This is a genomic window from Pseudarthrobacter sp. rb (assembly GCF_056389225.1).
On sequence record NZ_JBWJAR010000017.1, the window covers coordinates 38,640 to 59,822 of the forward strand.

A 21,183-nucleotide genomic window follows, 5' to 3' on the forward strand; every position below is an offset into this window, starting at 1 on the left:
CTCATTCTGTAGCGTGCAAGCAATGGGGGAGTTGATGACAAGCGGAAAAGAGCGAGATCCTTGGAACCGCGAGTATACACAATTGGTCATTCCACTCGTAGCTTTGACGAGGTGATTGCGATGCTGCACTCCAACGATGTGACGCATTTGGTTGACGTGCGTTCGTTTCCATCTTCCCGGAAGTATCCACAGTGGAACCAGTTGGAGATCCAGAAAGCCATGCCCCAGGAGATCGAGTACAGATGGATTCGGGACCTCGGCGGCCGCCGACATACGCCGGCGGGTTCGATCAGTCCGAACGGTGCGTGGAGAATCAAAGCGTTCCGCGACTACGCCGATTACATGGCAACCGCGAATTTCAGCTCCGGACTCGCTGAACTGGTGAGGATCGCGAGTCAGGGGGTGCCTGCGATCATGTGCAGCGAAGCTGTTCCATGGCGATGCCATAGGCGGCTGATTTCTGATGCACTCATTGTCGCAGGCGTAAAGGTCTTCGACATAATGTCCATCTCCGTAACTCGTCAAGCCAGCATGAATGCGTTCGCACGGGTCGAAAACGGCGGGATCACTTACCCGCATCAGGGCGAGGATTAGCCGGGGATGATAGAGAAGATGGGTGAGCCGGGCCGTGCCTGCCGCTACTCGACGAAGATGCGCCCATATAATGAGCCTGAAACGAAACCTCTCGGAGCTGCTTCTAATCCCGTGGTTCGAGCGCTGATAATGAATTCCCAAGTAGCCCTCGGGCAGTCCGTCCCCGTCATGTTGACAGCCACAAGAGTACCTAAGGAGCATCCGTCATCTGAGGGGCGGAACGACACCCGGGATCTACAGATCAGGCAGGGAAGGAACACTGTGTTAAGCGGCTCACCTCAGGTCCGCTACCGGGCCGGACCCATGTCAAAGAGACGTTCCGCGAGTTGAAGCAGGGGTGTCGGTATGTCTGTATCCTTACCGTCGTTGCTGTGACCCAAGAACACTGCGACCCCCCTAATATCCCCTTCGATATCAACTCCTGCTTCCCTGATCAACACTTCGGCCCGCGGGTTGACGGGGAGAGGGATATGGTCCGCTTCGTCGTTTAGGTAAACGTGCCAATCTCTGTAGCTAATTGCTTCGAAATTTCCTTGCACCAAGACCTGCCTTTTGGCAACGGTCAAAACGATCCCTTCGACGCGTATGGGCTGGGGGAGGGAAGCTGGGATGATGAGCGCGGTACACGCCGCCGTGGTCATGGCTAGCTATTCCTTTCTATTCTTTAGCAGAAACGGGAGGCCTGAGGCCTTGACGAGGATCCTGGGGGTCGAGCTCCCCGACGTGGATGCCTGCGCGGGCCCGACGCCCGTCCGTTTATTTTTAGAGGCCCTTTCTGTGTATCGGCGTAGAGGCTTCCACGTGCTTGGCACGATTTTCAGATCGTTACTCTTCAATAGCTCTTCCTTGCTTCTTTCCGTCTACCACAGAGTGCCCCCTTGTCAGCATTTCCACTCCTTCGTATTTACGATCAGCCGGTTTCTTCCATACGCTCGACGCCGTCTCCGGCAACCTCAATTCACGCATTTTGATCGAGAATTCTCTTAATTTCACGAGGGGATAGCTGGGCCCATTTTGCAAGCAACTCATCTGCCACACCCATTGCCGATGCTGCACGAAGAGCCATATCCAGCTGTAGGACGGCATGATCCATCTCCCACTGACAGCCTTCAACTGCAGCAGCGGCCGCCCACACCTTATTTCTCGGATCCGACCGTGGATCTAGACGGAACCCGCATCGGCACTGCCACACCAGATGCAGATCCCGCACCGGACCGCCCAAAATGGGCGACAAGAAATCCCCTGCCGCAGCCGAGCTCTGCATGGTGAGCTCCATATCGGCACCGCAATGGCCGGGACGCCTCGCCGGAGGCAGCCCCATCCCCGAGGCCGCCGAAAGTTCCCCGCCCTGGTACAGTTTTTGAATTTTACGATCACTACTAATAAAAAGCATCATATTTTCCTCACAGGCAATCACGCAAAAGAAAATCTCACTCCTCTATTTATAGCTGATATTTTTTTTAAATCCAGTCCTCGGCCTTTCCGCTCACTTGTGGAAAAGCAGAGAGGCCGGTTACTCGAGGTCACGTTATACAAGCTAAGGAAAATCACAAAGAGGCAGACAGATGTTTCAACACGCGAAGAACGGTTCCGGGATCACAAGGTTCTCAAGAAACGGTTACTACCAATTAAAGAGCCTCCGCAATACGTATAAAGCGGAGCCGTCTTGCAGGGTGGGTATCGAGCCCCCCCCCCCCCCCCCCAATTCGGGATGAGGCGAGGTGGGAGTGAGAACTTCAGACGTGCCTGACCCGAAAATTCCGCCACTGTTTCATACCTTGGTGGACCGTTGGATGAAGGGGCAGTCTCGATGTTTCAGGACGCAGAAGATAGGGCTCACCCCACAGGGTGCAAGGACGAGGGGGATCGCCGCAGACTGCTTGTTACCGGTGGCAGCGATCAGATCGGTGGCAGAGGTGTGCTTGCTTCGGGATGAGGTGGACATCGGTCAAGGCCAGCGGGATTTTGTGCCTCTCCACCGCGGCCGAGAATGTGGACGTGCGCAGGATGTTTCGGTAGCCACTCGGCAACTGGAACCGGGAGTTTAGCGACCTTTGTTCATAAGTGGGAGTGGAGTGCGATGCCTCTCTGCTGACACCCATTCGCAAGTCAAGGTTACTGACTACCTACAGGACCAGGGAAGATTCCAGTGGCTCAGTGGCTCAATAGATCGCTTGAATTTTTACAGCGTCGCAGCCGACCGCTGCGTGATTTTCACGTCAGATTAGTGCCTATTCGAAGCACCCATAATGGTGATTCTGTAAATCTTTACCGGCTGGGCCGAGCCGGGAGTAGTTTGTCCGATTGGGTGACTTCCGCTGTGTAGCCGAAGACCCTGCAGGGGGAGTGCAGGGTCTTCGGGATCGCGGGGTTTGTTAGGCGGGTTGGCCGGCGAGGCCGTATGCCTCGTCGTCGGACGCTTGGGGGATTTTCATCTCGAAGGTCTCTGTGATGGAGGTGTAGTCGTGGTATCCCATTCGGGCCAGGGGCCGGATTTTCGGGATGTCGAGTCGGCCGTCGGGGGTGAGGACTTCGTCGTTGATGTGGATCCGTTCGACCTGTGCGAAGACGATGTCGATGGTCCCGACGTTGGAGTTGCCTGTCATTCTGTGTGTTGAGAGGTACTTGCATTCGAAATGAACGGGGCTCTCGGCAACCATGGGTGTGGGGGAGAGCTCGGCGTATCGCTTGCTGATGCCGGCGCGGTCGAACTCGTTTTCCTCGAAAGGCAGTGCCATGGCGCTGATGTTGACGGCCTCACGGAGGTCGTAGGTGGCCATGTTCCAGATGAACCAGCCGGTCTGCTCCGCGTTGAGGACGGTGTCTTTCCGCCGCCCGTCCGGGTATTGGTTGGCGGAGAACATGACCATGGGCGGGTCGAAGGTCAGGTTCTGCCACTGGCTGTAAGGGGCCAGGTTTTCCACGCCGTCCGGGCTGATGCTGGAGAGCCAGCCGATGGGTCGGGGAACGGTGCAGCTCTTGAAGGGCGAGTAGGGAAGGGGGCTGCGCTCGAGCGCGGGGTCGTATTTCACAAGGTCTCCTCAGAGGTGATGGTTGCCGTTGCGGGGACAGCGGTCCCATGCGGCTTTTCTGAAATTGATTCAAAGGTCCTGGCGCGGTTCCGGACGGCGCGGGAGGTGGCGTAGTACAGGCCGCCTGCGACGACGAGGCCAATGAGCCAGGCCACTTCTGCGCCTCCGAGCAGGTTGGCGATGGGGCCGACGTAGAGCGAGCTGTTCATGAACGGGATTTGGATGAGCACTCCGACGGCGTATGCCAGGAAGGCGCCTTTGTTGAAACGGCCGTATTCGCCGTTTCGGAGGAAGAGTTGGGCGATGCTGTAGCGCTCCTTGCGGACCCAGTAGTAGTCGACGAGGTTGATGGCCGACCAGGGGGTCATGAAGTAGAGCAGGAACAACAGAAAGTTAGTGAAGTTGGTCAGGAAGTTGTTGGTGGCCGCCAACGCGATGGCCAGTGAAACGACCGAGATCGCTATGACGTAGAGCGAGCGTTGACGGGGGCTGACCCGGTCTTGGCCGGTGAGGCTGGTGATGATCGTGGCGAGTGACATGTAGCCGCCGTAGGAGCTGAGGGTGTTGCCGGTGAGCTTGCCCAGGATCACGGCGAGCAGGACCAGCGGCCAGATGGCGCCGCCGAGCCCGGCGAGGTAGCCGACCTGGTCGTGACCGAAGGCTTTGCCACCCAGGGCCGCGGCGAGAGCGCCCAGGGTCATGGCCAGGGAGCCGCCCAGGACGCTGCCCAGGAAGGTCCAGCCGATCGTGGCGCGCTTGGGGGTGTCCTCGGGTAGGTACCTCGAGTAGTCCGCAATATACGGTCCGAAGGTCAGCTGCCATGAGGCCGAGAGGGAGATGCCCAGGACGAACGCGGCCCCATCGAACGCGTTGGTCTCCACGACTGGGCCGATGTTCCCGTCGGCGATGATGCGGACGAGGAGGATGACGAACACGACGGCACTCAGGACGGCGGCGATGTGCGAAAACTTGTGGATGTAGCGGTAGCCGATGATGGCCAGTGTCGCCGACATGAGTGCGAAGACCATGGCGCCCACCTGCGGCGGGACGTGGAGCAGGGTGCCGATCGCCTGGCCGCCAAGGACCAGGCCCGTGGCGTAGAAGCCGACGTAAATCATCAGGGCCAGGACCAGCGGCAGGATCGCCCCGAAGTAGCCGAATTGCGCCCGGCTCTGGATCATCTGTGGCACACCGAGTTTGGGGCCCTGAGCGGAGTGCAGGGCGGTGAAAAACCCGCCTACCGTGTTGCCCAGGATGATGGCCGGGATCGACCAGAGAGCGCTGTTGCCCAAGATGACAAACAGGGCACCTGTTACGACTGCGGTGATGGATGTGTTGGCAGCGAACCATACGAAGAGCAGGCTCCTGGGCTTGCCGTGGCGCTCTTCAGGTGGGATGTAGTCGATGGAACGCCGTTCGACGGTAAGGGTCTTCGCCATTGCAGACCTCAAATCTGTTGAAAGTGGGAAGGGGAGGTGAAGCCAGTCACACCAGTATGCGACCGATATACCGGTTGTGCAAGGGGTTCGGCTAGAGTTGGAGCATGATGCAGCAGGGAAAAGCCGCCCAAGCCTACGAGGAGATTGAACGCCTCATCGTCTTCCAGGAACTTACTCCCGGCTCACTTGTCTCCGAGGCGGTCCTGATGGAGAAGACCGGCCTGGGCCGGACCCCGGTGCGGGAGGCCCTGCAGCAGTTGGCCCGGAACCGGCTCGTGGAGATCCACCCCAACAAAGGCGTACTCGTCCCACCCGCCTCAGTAGAAGCCCAATTAAGGATGCTCGAACTCCGGCGGGTACTCGAAGCCCTGGCGGTGCGTCTGGCCTGTGAAGCCGCAACCAACCTTGAGCGCAACGCAATGCAGGAAATGGTTCAGCTGCTCGAGGCAGACCGCTTCACGCTCAGGCAGTACCTGGACACAGTCAAGGAAACCCACCAGATGATCGTCGCCGCGAGCCATAACGAATACCTCGCCGACGCCATGGCCCCCCTCCAAGGACTCTCGCGCCGATTCTGGATCACCCACGTCCGGGACGAACAAGCCGAAATCAGCCAGGGATCACGCCTACACGCCCAAATCCTCCGCGCCATCCTCAACCGCGAAACAGAGGACGCCGAAAAAGCAAGCCATGCCCTCAACGACTACCTCGTAGAGTTCGCCTACCGAACTGTGCGCGCACGCGTGGAAAGCCGCTAGCCAGCACCAGCCTTCGATGGCAGAGGACGGGGAAGCCTGGCGAAACGCTCGAAAGCACCGCTCTTAGGGCTCCTCCCGGGCCGATTTGCGAACGCCGATAATGGATATTCCGTCAAGCTAGGGGAGGGGCGTTGCCCTGTCCATGACTAGCGAAGCGGCCACCCGCTGCAGGGCAACTGGTCGGCCCGCGAGTAGGACCAGGAGTCCCCGGACCGTCAACGTCTCGATGACGGTGGCATCATTGCGCACTACCGTGACGGCGGGATTGGCGAACTCGAGCCAAAGTCATCGACTGAAACTATGTCGATGCGTGCAGCGTGTTCTGGTCCTAATCCTTTTCGTAGCGCGCACAATTGCGTCCAGGGTTGTGGGAGCCAGCAAAGCGGTCCAAGAATAACTCCACCACGAAACTCAGGACTCGCTGGGTGCGTAACTCGAACTGTACCTTCGACAAGCAACGGAGCAGCCATCGCAGCGCGTGGGTGCAAGTCTTTTTCCCGTCCGCACAGGCCGTCAGCGTAGCGTGGTTACAGATCGCCGTGCTTTCAAAAGGGACACATCCTTGCCGCTTCTGCTGTGCTCCAGCTTTTCAAGCACAGCTTTTTGTGTTTCCGCAGACCAGTAGATCTTGAGGTGTTCGCGCGCCCTGGTAATCGCCGTATAGAAGATGTTGTGCGAGATGTCGTCCTCGTTAGTAGCGGTGATTACCACCTTGACCGAGTCGTACTCCAGACCCTGCGCCTTGTGGATCGAGACGGCATAGGCAACCTGGAATGGCACCGAGGTATAGGAAGTCTCGTCGTCCTCATCGGTGCTGCCCTGCAAGTACACATCGAAGCTGACAGTCGACTCTGCCACGTAGCGCAGATCGTCCCCGTCTACATCCAGCTCTGTGACGGTACGGTCAAGCCACACCTCGAACTCGACGTGATCCTCGTGGATCACGATGTCCACGATGCGGCCCTTCAAGTTGTTGTAAATGAAGGGCTTGAACCGCTCGGAGTCATTGAACAGCACCGGGTCCCCGACCTTGTAGGTGTTGACACCCCATACCACTGCCTTGCCGGAGTTGGCACTCTGCCGGAAGCGGTTCACGTTGTTGATCCCGTAGAGGCCGTCATAGTTCAGGCAGAGGATAATCTCGCCGTTGTGCCGGGTCTCGAAGATGGATTCGTCCAAGTCCGTGGCGTAGCCATGATGGGCGATCATCTCCTCGATGCCATCCTCAAGGTGACGGACCTTGGACCAGAAGTCGAGCAGTGCCTTGTTGTCTGTCCGGTGAGGTTTGGTTAGCTCAAACACAGATGTCTTGGGCACGAAGTCCCCAATGATGTTGAACCAGTTGCCAAACTGGATCGAGGCGATCTGGAAGACGTCACCGACCAGCACCAGCAGCTTGAAGCTGGTTTTCTTCAGGACATCCAATAGGTCCTCGTTGCTCACGATGCTGCACTCATCGATGATGAGGAGGTCGTACTCTCGGGCGTCGGACGTCCAAAGATGGCTCTTGATGGTACGGAACGCGGACTTTTGTGTGCCAGCCTTGCGCTCCAGGTTGTCCTTTGCCGAGTGTGTGTGAGCCAGGAAAAGCATGCTTTTGTCGCTAAAGTGGCTAGCGATGTGACCGACCATTGTGGATTTGCCCGTGCCGGCAGCACCGTAGATCAGTGCAACTCTGGACTTGGCGAAGAGGGATTTCAGGGCATCACGCTTGGCATCGTCATCGATCCCATGCTGAGTCTCGCCGAGCCACCGCTGCACGGCAGCCTCGTAGCCGTTCACGCCCGACGACGCATACTCCTGAAGCTTCTCGATGATTTCGACGGTGCTGTCCTCATAGCCGTGCATGAAGACATGACCCTTGTCCTTCTCGATGACACGGGTCGCATGTGGGGCCGTTGGCGGAATGGTGGAATTATGCACGGAGATCAGCTCGTCTACGTTACCCAGGTCCTCGACGTCGGCAACGGGCGTGTAGAGCGTGCCGTGCCTCTCGACGTTGTTCCGGATCCGCCGAGCCAAAAACTCGTGCCGGCGCTGAGATGCGTCCACGCTGGCCATTAGGTCACTGAAGTGCGGAATGTGCTTCCTGGGAAAGGCGCAAAACGGCATGGTATCGAAGGGGCGGCAGCCGGGCGCTAGATGAAGCCCTGACAAATACCGGTTCGGCTCGTGTTCGGTCTGGTCCTTGATGACCCTGTTGGACATTGAGAGCAGGAGGTAGCGAACAACGTTGGTCCCGGGTCCGTCCTCTCTTATTAGTTCCCGGGCCTTATCCAGAACTGGAAAGATCTGTGGCCGCTGAACTCGCTGTGTCGCCACGTCCTTGATGTGGGCATAGCGGGCCTGGCTCATGTGCATCAGATCGAGGAGACTGGCCGACCGATCAGTGAGGAAGTTCATCAGCCGCAGGTACTCGGAGCTGCCCGAAGTCGTGGAGGTAGACATGCCAAAGATCCGGGCAAAGTTATTGAACTCGCACGGCCTGATGGAGACGTCCCAGGAACGGATGATCACGATTGGCATACGCTGCCCAAGGACCTCGATCTCTTCATTCAGCAGACTTAACTGCGCCGCGTACCTGTCGGTCATATCGATGTCGGTAAAGGCGATGATGCGGTCGACTTTGTTCCGGCGGTCCGAGATGGTGGAAAAGGTGACCTCGTACAGGATTTGTCCACCCGTAAAGAACGGGCGAACCTTATTGACGTAGTACCGGTGCCCGTTTCCCTGCTCCGCCGGAAGCGTGTGGGCCGCCGTGATCCGCTCGGCGATCTTCTGGTGGTAGAGCGTCAAAGCTGAGTCAAGGTCGATGGGAAACTTTTCCAGGTTTCCAAGGATCTCCACGTTGCACTGCTGCTGCAGCAGCGTCCGGGTCCGGAGCAGGTACTCGTAGTACTTGAGCATCAGCCGCTCTGCGGTATCGGAGTCGAAGGAGTAATGGGAGGCGCTCATCTGCAGCAGCTTGTGGAAGCGATAGATGAAGTTGGTCTGCTTGCCGGTGGACCCGACCCACTCAACCGCGTCGTTCGTCAGGTCGTAGTGGAACTCCACGTTGCCGTTGCCCTTATGGAGGCGGACAGCAACAGCTTCGACCAGATCCCGCAACTGCTTAATGACATTCCTGGACAGAAGCCCGCGGTCATGCGCCAAGGCCTCGATAGTGTCCGAGATCGTTGCCCCCACACTGTGGATCTGAGCGTCTACCGAGGCCATACAGCCTTCTTCCGTCGAATTTAGTTATCAGCAGTCTCAGTGTAAACGGGGTCTAGAACCACCAATTAGTGGACACCAAGATTCCGAACTCCGTGTCAGTCTGGCGGCGGCCAGCGTTGTCATCCGAGCCGGAAAGCTGGACCTGAGCCTTACGTGGGAATACGTCGAAGTAGCCCAAGGGATGAGCTATAGCAGCTACTTCCACTCCCGCGGTCCAACTGGCCGATAATGGACGTTCCGTCATCCCGGGGTGACCTCAGGTGGATCTTGCCCGCTGGGGACCGGTGCCTCACATCCTGCACCCGGCGGCCGACATAAAGGCGCGCGGATCACGGGAGTCGGCGAACGTCAGTTACGATCACACCGCCGCAGTGGTCCATTACATGCTGGCATAACTATTTGAGGGGACATTCATGAAGAAGACTTGGGGCTTGGTCGCCATTTCATCATTGCTGCTGACGGGGTGCAGCGCGGGGGAGTCTGCCACCTCGGCCGCTTCCACTGCCGCAGCACCGTCGCCGTCGGCCATTGCTACCCCGACGGCCTCGGCCACTCCGAAAGCGCCAGCAATGACGAAGGCTGCCCCCACACCCTCGGCGACACCCAAACCCGTGGTGACCGGATATGCCGCAAGCGTGCCCGCAAAGTTTCCCGGCTACCCCCTGATTGTCCACGCCGCCACCTTGGACTACCGGGTCGCGGCGGCCTTCGAAGGAAAAACCGTAAACGATCAGGTCGTCGCGCTGGCTCCGGGTCTTTACACCGCCTACAACCCAAACGTCCCTGATCTTCTTGCGTACTACGACCACGTTGGCGTCTACGGCGACAGCGCAATGAAGAAGTCGTACATGCCCGAAACCGGCGGGTCATTGTGGGCAGGCGTTTTGCCTGGCCCAGAAGAGCCAAAGTGAGGGCGAAGTAGTTTGCTCAGGCAACTACTTAACACGATCTTGGACCGTCTCCTTCATCCGGCAAGATAGGTGAATGGTTGAACTGACTTCTAGTGATGCACCATCTACTGACACAGAGAATGAGACTCTTCCCTTCACTAAGCTGGACCCGGAATGGAAGGTGTTCGAAAAGAACATCGCTGACGAACAACGGCGACTCGAGCCAGGGGCAACGGTGCTGCACGACACGGAGATGCTGGGGCTAGTGAGCGGCACATTGCGGCAAGTCGACGTACTCGTGACGGGACGGTACCTGGGAAGGCCCATTCGCGTAGCCATAGAGTGCAAGCGCTATGCGCGGAAGCTGGGTATCGGCAAGGTGGACGAGTTCGCAGGAAAACTTTTGGATTTGGAGGTTGAGTACGGCATCCTCTTTGCCTTCAACGGTCTCACCGGGCCAGCCAAGGAGCGCGCGGAACGGGCGACCCATCCGACCATCCTCGTCGGAGAGATCAAAGCCGACCCTATACGGTCGGATTTGCCTGATTGGGATCGTTTCTTCAAGGCGCTCGGAGATTGCGAAAACCCGAACTGCGGCGGGGAAGTGTCTTGGAGGGACTGGCCGCAGGACGAGGGCAAAATCGTCGATGCCGGGCGCTGCACAACCTGCGGCACCTGGGCCTACAGGTGCATAGCATGCGATGAGAGCGCGCTTTTGACTGACTTTCCTTTGGCATGTTCGTGTTGTGGCGCCTGGATCTATCAAGTGGTCGAAGATCACAACGGAGGTGAGGACGTCATCGCGAAAGAGCTTCTCCAAGCGTCCGGCTCTAAAGAAGAGTAATTCAAACCTCGGAGCGCCCAGGCAGAATGTCCGTTCTCAATCTAGTTGTCAGTGACGACATGGGAAATGACAGGTTGGATGAGACAGATCGGGCGGCCACTCTTCTCATTCATGTTGTCAGTTCCGTAAATCGGCGAAGGGCCTGCAGCGGGTCCGGCGAGGATTTCCGCCAGTCCAGGAACGGCAACCGCCGGCTGACAACTTGACTACGAAACGTGCAGAATCCGTCGAATGACGCTTTGAATGCGAAAACTGACGTCTGGAATAAGAATGGACATTAGATGCGCGTTTCTCGCATCTAATGTCCGTTTTGCGCAAACGCCGATAATTTATCTTATGTAAAGCTGGAGCTGAGAGGGGCTCCCCTAAGACGTCCTCCGGCCCTCTCGGATGGCCCTCCAAGGGCTACGTCAACCGCACTAATTGACCGTGTGTCCGGGCGGGGCCTCAACCCCGCCGGTCTGAAATTGGCGAAGCTCCAGTCAAATAGCGGTTGACCGGAGCTCCGGTCCATTATGTGCCGGTAAACCTGAGGATTACCTGTGAGCCTGGAGAGACGGAATCTCTATTATCGCCGCTTCGAAAACCGTGGCAGACGGTGGGGATTCGCGGGTCCTTAGCGCACGTAAGGCGGGACGGACGCGTCGTTGAAGGGCTGGAACCAGTCCTCGATTTTCATGGGTGCCAAGCCGAGTTGCATGTTCAGCTCAATGTCGCCTTCGAAGCCGTCCATGGCATTTTGGTAGAGCATCTCGCTATCGGTGTCTTCGAGCATGTTCTCTTCCAGCATGCCTCGCCAGCCGTCCGGAAGGTCCAGGTCGTACAGGTCCTGGATGACTTCGACCTGGTCAAAAAGGCAGCGGAGCGCCAGTTCCTGAGCGACACAGGACGGGCGGGTCCACCCGCGGCTCAGTGCCCCGGTCATGTCCGCAGCGATGACGAGGAACTGCTGGGTGAACCGGACGTCGTATTTATCGGCCTGCCGGGGTGGAAGTCCGGACAGGACGAAGGTGTTGGCGATGTCCTGTCGGTCGATCCGGTCAAGCTTCAGTAGACCGTCAAGATCCTCGAAGAGCTGGTCGATCAGGACGGCCGAGGCCTCCCAGAGGGCGCCGGCCAGCAGTTTTGCCTGGAACAGGCTCTGGTCGCGCTGCTCAGGCGTGATTGAACTGATCCATTCGAGGTCCTCAGCGTCCAGTCGGTTCCGCTGGTCCTCCGTCAGATCCTCCAGTCGGGGTTCGAAACCCAGCTGCTCCAGGCTGAGGCCGGTCAATTCTTCGCCGACGTGGAGCGCGTGCTCGATGTAGTTCTCTTCCCCGGTCATGGCCCCGATGCTACCGCTTCCTCCGGCCCCGTCTTGCTTCTGCTCGGGAGATCGGCCTATCGTGGCAGGAGTTTCACCACTTTCACCAGTTTCACCTAGTTTCACCTACTTGTACCCAGGAGGTGCGGTGCAGAATCCCTTCAAGCCGACGGCCGGAGCCACCCCTCCCGAACTGGTCGGGCGGGCCGGGCTGCTGGACGAGTTCGAGTACGGCCTGCAACAGGGTTCCGGCGCGCCAGGACTCTTGACCATCATCACCGGCTCCAGGGGCATCGGCAAGACGGTCATGTTGAGCGAAGCCGAAGGCATAGCCCGGAATCACGGGTGGGCCGTGATCTCCCGGACAGCCACACCAGGGTTCCTTGCCGGGGTCGGCGACGATATGCTCCGCCTCCTTGACGAACTCGGGGACGGGCCTCCATCCCGGAAGATCACCGCCTTTTCAGCAGCAGGATTCGGACTGACAACCCAACTCCCGCCGGAACGGGCCATGGACTGGCGCCGGACCGGGAACGACCTGCTGCGCCTGCTGGACTCGAAGGGCACAGGACTGGTCATCACCATCGACGAGATCCATGCCGTCGACAGGACGGAAATCTCCCAGCTTGCCGCCGACGTCCAGCACTTCATCCGCGACGGGCTGCCCATCGGCCTGATCTTCGCCGGCCTGCCATCAGCGGTATCCGACCTCCTCAACGAAGGCGTGGCCACCTTCCTGCGGCGGGCCGACAGGATCAATCTTCACGAAGCCGCCGTCGCGGAAGTCACCGCCTCGTACAGCGAGCTCTTCAGCCAGGGAGGCATCAGCATCTCCCCCGACCTCATCAACCAAGCCGCCGAAGCCACCGAAGGGTATCCCTTCCTGATCCAACTGGTCGGCTACTACCTCTGGCTGGAAGCCGACAAGGCAGGATGGAACCTGGACCAGAGTCGCGTGCAGCGTGGAATCGCTGCCGCGCAACGTCGGAACACCTTAGTGGTCGTCGAGTCAGCACTGTCGGACATCTCGGACAGAGACCGCGAGTTCCTCGACGCCATGGCCGCCCAGGACGGGCCCTCCGCCGCCGGGCAGATCGGCGCCATCCTCAAAGCCAAGCCCAACGTCATCTCCAAATACCGGAACAGGCTCATCGCCGCGGGTCTCATCGGATCCGCCGGCTACGGCAAGGTCGACTTCGCAATCCCCGGACTCCGCCAATACCTCCGCGAGTAGATCGACAGAAGGTCATCCGGTCGTAACGTTTCCCTAAGTCGGATCTGCTCAGCCCGCGCCCGGTTGACGGCGGGGATGTAGGAGAGCAGGATCAGAAGGCCTATCTGAGCGGGTCATGTCGGCCACCCATGCCGAGTGTTCGGTGTGGTCGGGATGCGACGGATCATCTGGCACCAGCCACTCAAAACAATGAGCAGCGGCACATCGGACAAGCCGGCAACACGTGGCCCAGCTACGCCTCTTACCGGCGCTGGCAGGGCGGAGGCCGCGAGCCGGGACAGGTCTCGTCCGAACACTGGGGCTGGCAGGATAGTCCTGTGACGGTACGAGCTGCAGATGAAGGTCCCGCGGTGTTGCTGCAGGTGAAAGTCTGGACTGTGGGCAGTGAGCCGGTCATCTGGCGGCTCCTCGAAATGGACTCGTTCCTCGCGCTGGACAGGGTGCACGAGGTCATCCAAACGGCCGTGGGCTGGCGGGATTCACACCTGCATTCCTTCACGGACACCGACCCCTTTGTTCGTCTGCGCGCTGTCAACGGGCACGTGCGCGAGCCCCGGCGTTGGGTACCCGTGGATCTGCTGGAAGACAGTGATGACGACCTGCCCGAGACGGACTGGACCCTGGGCCAGGTCCTCACGCCCGAATCCGGTCCCCTGTTCTATGAATATGACTTCGGCGACGGCTGGATCCACCGCCTCGGACTCACTAAGACCCTCTCCGTGCCAGCCAACGCCCCAAGAGCGCGGCTCGTGGACGGTGCACGGCGGGCGCCGCTTGAAGATTCAGGCGGCATCTATGGCTACCACGACCTGCTCGACGCCCTCGCGGACGCCGGCCACGAAAAGCACAACGACCTTCAGGCTTGGGTCGCCTGGACAGCCGGGCCCATGGCAGGAGTTCGACCCGGAACAGCTGGATATCAACGCCGTAAACGAGGAACTGGCCCTGCTGTTCCCTGATCCCACTGATACCGAACACCGCCCCGGAAGCGACGCGGTGACCCAGGAACTCACCAACCGGATGCCTCCCGGACTACGACGCGAATTCCGTTCATACCTGCACGCCGCCGGCCTCGACGGCCCCGCATCGGTCGGAGCAGACGTCGCAGGAGCGATGACCGCGCCGTATCTCTGGCTCACCCGCCGCATCGGGCCCGAGGGTCTGCCACTGACCGCTGCCGGCTGGCTGCCCCCGGCCGTGATCCGCGAGGCAATGACCGAGCTCGACTGGGCCAAGGACTGGATCGGCAAAGCCAACCGCGAGGATCAGACCCTGCCCGTCCTTCAGCTGCGTGAAAGTGCTCAGCGGCTTGGTCTGATCCGAAAAATCAAAGGCAGGCTCGTCCTGACATCCGCGGCCAAGCGGCTGCTCGATGATCCGGCAGGCCTTTGGCTTTTCCTTGCCCGCGCCGTTGCCCACCGGCACCGTCACGACTCCGAGCGTGACGCAACACTTCTACTCCTGCTTGAAGTCGCGGCAGGGAAGCGAACCAGTTGGGCTGACTACCTTGAAGCCGTCTCCTTCGGTCTCGGTGCACTCGGCTGGCGCAACCGCACCGGAGCCGAACTGGAACCAAACACCGTCCAAGCACTGCTCGTCGACGCACTAGAGGTCCTGCTGAACCTCGGCATCTTCGACGACCGCCTCGGGCTCAAAACAAACACCGTCAAAGCGTCAGGGCAAGCCTTCGCCCGTGCGGTACTTCACGCATAGCCACTCACAGCCAGACAGATCACCGGCCGCCCCGAGATAATCCACGTTACGGAGGATAAGTCGGCAATGAAGCAGCGGTATTCGCCGATTCCGAATACGCCGGCTCACCAGCAGCCGTTGAGAGGGGCAGAGAAACTTCTCTCCTGCGGCTCAGGAGAGGTTGTGGATTGCCCCCGCCCAGCGCGGGCCGGTGACGACCCGGCGGACCGCCCTGGCTCGCCCGTGGAAGTCGATCTTTGGCATTCGCGCGGAATCATCAGTCTGGCCACCAGGATCATTCCAGGCTGCCGGCGGTGCGGCATTGCTGGTCGTTGTGCAATGATCGGCGATCAGGCCCATGCCGGCGTACTCCCGCACGGCGGAGATGCCGGCAACGGCATCCGTCTTGGTCTCGAAGGGTTTGGAAACTGCCATGATGGTGCCATCTGGTGCTGTCAGCCGGAACCTGAAGGCTGATTCCGGGTCGATAAACAGTTCGAACATTCCTGCCATTGCGATCCTTTCGTCTGCGGGATCTTGAGGCCGCATATTTGCCGCCCCGACAGGCAGGAGGCATCGTTGCCTCCGTTTTGCATGATAGATCCCGCGTCCAAATTTTCATCAATTCAGCATGCGTTCCTCGAGTCTCCCGTGGGAACGTCTGCCAGCGCAAGGATTTGCCCGGTATCCAACCGAAGTGATCCCCCGCTCTCAAGTTCAGCCCACGGGCGGTAGCGGGTGCGAAAACCTCATGGGCCGATAGGCGACGTTATGTAAAGCTGCAGTTTGATAGGGAGCCTCCGTGACCTTTGATAACCGCGTCGCTCACCCTCCAAAACCCTCTTTTACGGGCTGGAAAAACTTGCTTCGCCGGGAACACCACAACTAACCCATCGGAATCCTCATCTGCGGCACCAAGAACGCCCGCAGCTTCCGGCCCAGCCTTGGACACTCAACATCCCACATGGCCGTCGCAGCCTACTCCTAAGAAAATTTGCCGCCAGTCGAACAGAGGGTTCTCCCAAATGAAGGGCACCTCGCCGCCCCTGGAATGGTCCGAACCGGACCCCGAAGTAATCGAAGGCGACGAGCCAAGCGCCTAGGGCGTGTCTCCTAAAGCTGTTAGCCAGATGCTGATTGCTCGGAGGACTGCTCCGCCGCGGTAGGTGAGGGCGAGTTTGTCGTAGCGGGTTGCCAGGGCTCGCCATTGTTTGAAGGTGTTGAAGTTGCGTTCGACGACGTTGCGGCCTTTGTAGTCCTCTTTGTCGAAGCCGGGAGGCCGACCGCCGGAGGAGCCGCGTCGTTTTCGGTGGCCGATCTGGTCGGATGGCTGCGGGATGACAGCGATGATGCCCCGATCGCGGAGGTGGGTTCGGATGGCCCGAGATGAGTAGGCCTTGTCACCGCGGACACGGTCCGGGCGGGTGCGTGGCCTGCCCGGGCCGGCACGGTTGATCTTCAACTGGTTCATGAGGTGGGTGAACATCGGCGCATCTCCACCTTGGCCCGGTGCAACCAGCAGGACCAGGGGCCTGCCTTTGCCGTCCACCAGGGCGTGGATCTTGGTACTCAGTCCGCCGCGGGAACGGCCAATTGCATGGTCGTCCGGTTCAGCAAACAGATTCATGTAATTCGAACTGGCCCCCTGTGGTGCGGGGAAGGTTGGTGCTGTGATGGTGGGCACGGTTGACCGTCGAGTCGACCGAGACCGACCACTCCACCTCACCCTGGGTATCGGCCACCGTCAGCAGCGCCGCCAAGATGCTGTCCCACGTTCCGTCTCCGCTGTAGCGCCGGTGGCGCTTCCAGATGGTCTGCCATGGACCGAACTCGGAAGGCACATCCCGCCACGCGATCCCCCAGCGATACCGGTAAATGATGCCCTCGACCACTCGGCGGTCGTCCCGAAAGGGGCGGCCCCGGCGGCCATTAGAGGACGGCAGCAGTGGCTGGATGCGGGCCCACTGCCCATCAGTCAAAACAGAAGTACGCGACACCTATCCAGCATCCCGGACGGCGACACCAAGGTTTAGGAGACACGCCCTAGCTGACCGATCATCACAGGCTCTAATGCTTTCGAGATCGACCCATCGCGTAACAGAGGTTGCCGGGCCTGATTCGTCGAGAGAAACTTCGGAAATCCAGGCTGGGGTGGGCGCCACGGCAAGCCGAATCAGTGCGGTCAACTGGCTATGTCGAAGCTATGTCCTCATCGAACTGAAGACTGGAGAATTCCAGCCGGAATATACCGAAGACTGAACTCGTGCGTCCTCTTGTCGATGACGTCCTGCCCCACAGCTTCTACGACGGGAGCGTCGGCATCGTCACCTGCTGCGCAAGGAACGAAGCAATCGTCAACACAGCCGCGGCGGCAACAACCCTCACGCAAGCACCGTGAGCGCGGTCCTTATGCGCTTCACTCGGTTATGCAAAGGGAACAATGTTCAAATCTCTATGAGTACGATGGTTCCTACGGCACGGCGTTCATCTGTGCTCAGAGCACGTGGGGGGCGACGTGACGGCGTACGGGTACCGATTGAGTCAGTTTAGTATCACCAAAGAGGGTGAACTGGCACCTACTATCGACTTCAGCTCGCCCTTGATGCCCGGTTCAAACGCTAACTCTTGGCTCTACCAGGGCATTTTGGGGGCCAAATCTCTAGGGAGAGTTGATACCAAGACCTCTACCTACTTCAAAATTGACTCTGTGGTGCAGGACGGCTGGTGCATTGGAGTAGTAGGTTCGGGCGGGCATTTCGGTCAACCTGCGTCCGTGGTTGACACGGTCACCCACCAAGCTGTTCCTAACAAAGATATTCTTGCGGCTGAAGCTGTTCTCCGCGACGGAAGGATACTGCTTTTCATTCCGCCCTCAATGGATGTTGCAGTAGCTGTTTACGAAGTTCAGGGTAACTCCAGTTTTCAAACTCCATTTTTTGATCTTATTGATGAATTTGCCCGATCTGCGGGGCGGGCGATCCGTGTTGATACCGATCTTGCGGATGAAGTCGCTTGGCTTAAGTATCTCACCAACCAAAATGTCGAAATCAGTGGTGTTGAATTGGTGCAAAAAGGCCATAGCGTCGATCGCGCCTTCAAAGACTCAGTTGGCGTAAAGCGGTTTGGCCTGGACGTCTCCATTGAACCTGGCGGACGGAAATCGAAGAAGATCCTGAAAGAGCTGCAAAGTTCTCTTGGGAAGGGGAAGAGTGTTCCGCTTGCCAAGATTCTCGGAATGAAGGGGTACGCCCAGTATCACTTTGATCAACAGAAGATCCACACTCTTCAGGATGGTAAGAATCGAACCATTGACATCACATCGGGGTGGCCGCGTTTTGTTTATAGGATTTCGGAAACCAATAGACCGACTGACGCGGAGTTTCTATCTGCATGTATAGGTTCTGTTAGCGACGTGTTCCAGCAAAACAAAGTTAGTACCGTGGCCAATTGGTGGCCGTCGAAAATTCGATAGAACGAACCGCTGGAGGAACAGTGTCTGATCTCGAGAGGTTCGACCTTCGACCGCTCATTCAAAAGCACAGCGCTGGGCTGCGGGAGGACGGGAGGACCAAAGTTCGCTGGCCCACTGCGGTCCTACTGGTTTGGGCTCCGGTTCTGATCGGTCTATCGTTTCCGCTTACCGGGGCACGAGTATCCGGCGTTGGTCTATCGGGTCTGCTCGCCGCGAGCGGCCTTTTGGTTGGCTCTATGGTAACTGCATTCGTTTTCTTAGCTAATCTTCGCATTAAGGTTAGCGAAACGCCGCGGTTAGCTTTGAATTTGAACCTCAAGGAACTTATTTCTGAGACTGCTGCAGGTTGTCTGTATGTCTCACTGATCGCGCTAATCTTAGTAGCTCTAAGTGTTTTCAAATTCTCGCTTAGTGGCATTTCTTGGCCGGCGTGGGGCGATCAGTTGCATTTGGTTTTATCGCATTTGGGAACGAGCGTATTGCTGGCGACTATTCTTCATCTGTTGGCAACATTTATTACTATTGTGCGAAGGCTCTACGGTGCGTATGCCTCGCTCTTTGCCTTTGAAACTAACGAGACGGCTGCGATTCCGGTCAATCTACCAATAAAAAAGAACGCTTCTTAGGGTAAGTTACGCGAGACCCACGGCATCACGACAGTGCCGCTTCCCTACTCCATCATTTTTGGGGCTCCGGGGGTCTTTAAGGAGCAGCTCGTCTTCACCTGTGAGGACTCCCCCGTGGCGAACCTCATGCTCTCCGTCAGTCCGCACCCTAATGCCGTAGGCCCTCAGCCAAGTTAGTACCGCCTGAGACTGCCCGGTGCCCGGCCGGGGCGGCAATTGATACTCGATGGGGCGTAAGCTTGAGCAAAGGGCGCTTTCCCTGAGGTTTTCCTGCAAGTGTCATGTTGCCGCGCCCCGCAGAATCTATTATTTCCTTAACTGAGCGGGGCCTGGGCTCGATGGAATACCTCGGGGCATCAATTTCTCGATCGGCGGCCCTGCGCGCTGCCTTTGCTACCAGAGCAACTGTCAATGCCGCCGTGCCTAGCGCCTATAGGACTGCGTCAACCGCATTTCCGCATGCGATTTCAACCATGCCATGGCGCTGCAATTGGCGAAGAACGTCAACCTGAGCGACTCACCATGTTGCGGCGCGGCTCCCTCGGTGACGGTCGAAAAGTGAAATTGTGACGGCGGCAAAATGGCTTACTTTTCGACCATCGTTGACAGGCTCCTGCCCGGGCAATTAATTGCGAAGACGGCTCCCAATGCTATTCCTCAGTGCCGGCTCTCCGTGGTTCGTGGTGAAACGGATTCCGTGTCTTGAAAGCTAAGGGCTCGTAGCCCTGCTGTGATGGATGTTCTCTACGCATTCATCAAGTCAGGAGCTACGAGCCTTGATCGAGCCTACTTCCCCGCGCCCCGATGCTGCCACCGCCATTTTCAACCTGCCCGACTACCGCGTCACCGATACTGATGTCCTCACTTTCGGACAGCGGCGGGTCCGTATCGAAGCCACGGCCGAGGCCGGCTGCCCGTCCTGCGGAGTGATCAGCACTCGGGTGCATTCACGTCGGCCGCAACGGCTGCGTGATATCCCTGTCGCTGGCCCGGTCGAAGTGGTCTGGGCCAAGCGGAGATTCTTCTGCGATGAGTACCTCTGCCCCCGGCGGACGTTCGCGGAGGAAACAGCCCAGGTCCCGCGCCGGGCACGGTCCACCCGCCGACTCCGCGACGCCCTGGTGGCCGCCGTCATCGGATCCGGACGGGCCGCAGCGGAAGCGGCCTCCTCGTTCGGTGTCTCCTGGTGGCTGGTGCAGCGGGCCTTGGATTCCGCGGCACTGACCTTGCCCAATGTTGACGCCTTGGCTCCCCGGATGCTCGGGATCGACGAACACCGCTACCGGTCTGTGCGGTTCTTCCGTGACCCGGCCACGAAGGCCTGGAAGCGCTACGAACCCTGGATGACCACCATTGTCGATCTGGACACCGGACAAGTGCTCGGGATCGTGGACGGCCGCGACAGCGAGGGCGTCGCAGAATGGCTGTTCGCCCGGCCACTGCAGTGGCGTCTGGGCGTGCAGGTCGTCGCGATCGACCCGTCAGCGGCCTTCCGCAAGGCACTGCGGATGTGGCTGCCACGCACCGCGGTCTCGGTCGACGCGTTTCATCTGGTCAAGCTCGGCAACGACATGCTCACCGAAGTCCGGCAACGCCTCACCCAGCAGGTGCATGGCCGGCGAGGACGCTCCATCGATCCGGTCTGGGCCAACCGGCGACTGCTCCTGCGTGCCGGGGACACGCTATCGGACCGGGCCCGGAACAGGCTCAGCACAGTGTTCGCCACCGACGATGCCACCGGGAAACTGCAGACCGCCTGGCTGGTCAAAGAACAGCTTCGGACCCTGCTCGCTACCGGATCCCTCGCCGATGCGGCCGCCGCGAAAGACCGACTCCAGGCCTTGGTAGAACAATCCGCACAGCCGGAAACCAGCCGGCTCTGGCGCACAGTCTGCCGATGGTGGAAAGAGATCGAAGTCCTCATTGTCACCGGCGCGACAACGGCGAAAGTGGAAGCCAACAACACCGCGATCAAGCACATCAAAAGGACAGGCCGGGGATTCACCAACGCACGCAACTACAAAATGCGTATCCTGTTGCGCAGTGCCGCCAGAACAGCGGCATGAACATTCATCACAGCAGA

At 59.1% G+C, this 21,183-nt stretch carries 19 protein-coding genes; 11 read left to right on the plus strand and 8 right to left on the minus strand.

The window, feature by feature from the left end:
* The first annotated feature begins 60 nt into the window (after window positions 1-60).
* On the plus strand, window positions 61-594 hold the full coding sequence (locus ACWRN3_RS18470) for a DUF488 domain-containing protein (RefSeq protein ID WP_476741547.1): 534 nt from the start codon (window positions 61-63) through the stop codon (window positions 592-594).
* Window positions 595-881: 287 nt separating this feature from the next.
* On the opposite strand, the gene ACWRN3_RS18475 is transcribed toward ACWRN3_RS18470, so the two are convergent.
* From ACWRN3_RS18475 to ACWRN3_RS18490, 4 genes are all read right to left on the minus strand, one after another.
* Window positions 882-1,235 carry a DUF3846 domain-containing protein gene (locus tag ACWRN3_RS18475; protein ID WP_476741548.1) on the minus strand — a complete coding sequence of 118 codons (354 nt, stop codon included), beginning with the start codon at window positions 1,233-1,235 and terminating at the stop codon, window positions 882-884.
* A 317-nt stretch (window positions 1,236-1,552) separates the two neighbouring features.
* On the minus strand, window positions 1,553-1,990 hold the full coding sequence (locus ACWRN3_RS18480; RefSeq protein ID WP_476741549.1) for a hypothetical protein: 438 nt from the start codon (window positions 1,988-1,990) through the stop codon (window positions 1,553-1,555).
* Between the two features lie 979 nt (window positions 1,991-2,969).
* Window positions 2,970-3,626, minus strand: coding sequence for a flavin reductase family protein (locus ACWRN3_RS18485; protein ID WP_476741550.1), 657 nt, complete (start codon window positions 3,624-3,626; stop codon window positions 2,970-2,972).
* A complete protein-coding gene (locus ACWRN3_RS18490; RefSeq protein ID WP_476741551.1) occupies window positions 3,623-5,065 on the minus strand; it encodes a purine-cytosine permease family protein in 1,443 nt (480 codons plus the stop codon). The genes ACWRN3_RS18485 and ACWRN3_RS18490 overlap by 4 nt, the downstream gene beginning before the upstream one ends.
* Before the next feature lie 104 nt (window positions 5,066-5,169).
* Here ACWRN3_RS18490 and ACWRN3_RS18495 point away from each other — a divergent pair, with 104 nt between their 5' ends.
* The gene (locus ACWRN3_RS18495) at window positions 5,170-5,823 is read left to right on the plus strand and encodes a GntR family transcriptional regulator (RefSeq protein WP_141158696.1); all 654 of its coding nucleotides are present in this window, start codon (window positions 5,170-5,172) and stop codon (window positions 5,821-5,823) included.
* Window positions 5,824-6,336: 513 nt separating this feature from the next.
* Here ACWRN3_RS18495 and ACWRN3_RS18500 read toward each other — a convergent pair.
* The gene (locus ACWRN3_RS18500) at window positions 6,337-9,039 is read right to left on the minus strand and encodes an ATP-dependent DNA helicase (RefSeq protein WP_476741552.1); all 2,703 of its coding nucleotides are present in this window, start codon (window positions 9,037-9,039) and stop codon (window positions 6,337-6,339) included.
* Window positions 9,040-9,452: 413 nt separating this feature from the next.
* Here ACWRN3_RS18500 and ACWRN3_RS18505 point away from each other — a divergent pair, with 413 nt between their 5' ends.
* Window positions 9,453-9,950 carry a hypothetical protein gene (locus ACWRN3_RS18505; RefSeq protein ID WP_476741553.1) on the plus strand — a complete coding sequence of 166 codons (498 nt, stop codon included), beginning with the start codon at window positions 9,453-9,455 and terminating at the stop codon, window positions 9,948-9,950.
* Between the two features lie 73 nt (window positions 9,951-10,023).
* Window positions 10,024-10,773 carry a restriction endonuclease gene (locus ACWRN3_RS18510; RefSeq protein WP_476741554.1) on the plus strand — a complete coding sequence of 250 codons (750 nt, stop codon included), beginning with the start codon at window positions 10,024-10,026 and terminating at the stop codon, window positions 10,771-10,773.
* 616 nt (window positions 10,774-11,389) lie between these two features.
* Here ACWRN3_RS18510 and ACWRN3_RS18515 read toward each other — a convergent pair.
* A complete protein-coding gene (locus ACWRN3_RS18515; protein WP_476741555.1) occupies window positions 11,390-12,097 on the minus strand; it encodes a hypothetical protein in 708 nt (235 codons plus the stop codon).
* A 127-nt stretch (window positions 12,098-12,224) separates the two neighbouring features.
* Here ACWRN3_RS18515 and ACWRN3_RS18520 point away from each other — a divergent pair, with 127 nt between their 5' ends.
* From ACWRN3_RS18520 to ACWRN3_RS18530, 3 genes are all read left to right on the plus strand, one after another.
* A complete protein-coding gene (locus ACWRN3_RS18520; protein ID WP_476741556.1) occupies window positions 12,225-13,310 on the plus strand; it encodes an AAA family ATPase in 1,086 nt (361 codons plus the stop codon).
* 317 nt (window positions 13,311-13,627) lie between these two features.
* Window positions 13,628-14,269, plus strand: a complete 642-nt coding sequence (locus tag ACWRN3_RS18525; RefSeq protein WP_476741557.1) for a plasmid pRiA4b ORF-3 family protein — start codon at window positions 13,628-13,630, stop codon at window positions 14,267-14,269.
* A 37-nt stretch (window positions 14,270-14,306) separates the two neighbouring features.
* Window positions 14,307-15,023, plus strand: a complete 717-nt coding sequence (locus ACWRN3_RS18530; RefSeq protein WP_476741558.1) for a hypothetical protein — start codon at window positions 14,307-14,309, stop codon at window positions 15,021-15,023.
* A 150-nt stretch (window positions 15,024-15,173) separates the two neighbouring features.
* Here the strand turns inward: ACWRN3_RS18530 and ACWRN3_RS18535 are convergent, their stop codons facing one another.
* Window positions 15,174-15,515, minus strand: coding sequence for a YegP family protein (locus ACWRN3_RS18535; protein WP_476741559.1), 342 nt, complete (start codon window positions 15,513-15,515; stop codon window positions 15,174-15,176).
* 586 nt (window positions 15,516-16,101) lie between these two features.
* A protein-coding gene (locus tag ACWRN3_RS18540; protein WP_476741560.1) for an IS5 family transposase occupies window positions 16,102-16,999 on the minus strand; the annotation gives its coding sequence in 2 pieces (ribosomal slippage) (window positions 16,102-16,647 and window positions 16,649-16,999; 897 coding nt in all).
* Between the two features lie 266 nt (window positions 17,000-17,265).
* Between ACWRN3_RS18540 and ACWRN3_RS18545 the strand changes: the two genes are divergently transcribed.
* The 4 genes from ACWRN3_RS18545 to ACWRN3_RS18560 all read left to right on the plus strand — a co-directional run bounded on the left by ACWRN3_RS18545 (window position 17,266) and on the right by ACWRN3_RS18560 (window position 21,166).
* Window positions 17,266-17,400 carry a hypothetical protein gene (locus ACWRN3_RS18545; protein WP_476741561.1) on the plus strand — a complete coding sequence of 45 codons (135 nt, stop codon included), beginning with the start codon at window positions 17,266-17,268 and terminating at the stop codon, window positions 17,398-17,400.
* Window positions 17,401-17,709: 309 nt separating this feature from the next.
* A complete protein-coding gene (locus ACWRN3_RS18550; protein WP_476741562.1) occupies window positions 17,710-18,474 on the plus strand; it encodes a hypothetical protein in 765 nt (254 codons plus the stop codon).
* Between the two features lie 20 nt (window positions 18,475-18,494).
* Window positions 18,495-19,100 carry a hypothetical protein gene (locus ACWRN3_RS18555; RefSeq protein WP_476741563.1) on the plus strand — a complete coding sequence of 202 codons (606 nt, stop codon included), beginning with the start codon at window positions 18,495-18,497 and terminating at the stop codon, window positions 19,098-19,100.
* 776 nt (window positions 19,101-19,876) lie between these two features.
* Complete coding sequence (locus ACWRN3_RS18560; RefSeq protein ID WP_476741564.1) at window positions 19,877-21,166, plus strand: ISL3 family transposase; 1,290 nt, start codon at window positions 19,877-19,879, stop codon at window positions 21,164-21,166.
* Window positions 21,167-21,183 lie beyond the last annotated feature (17 nt).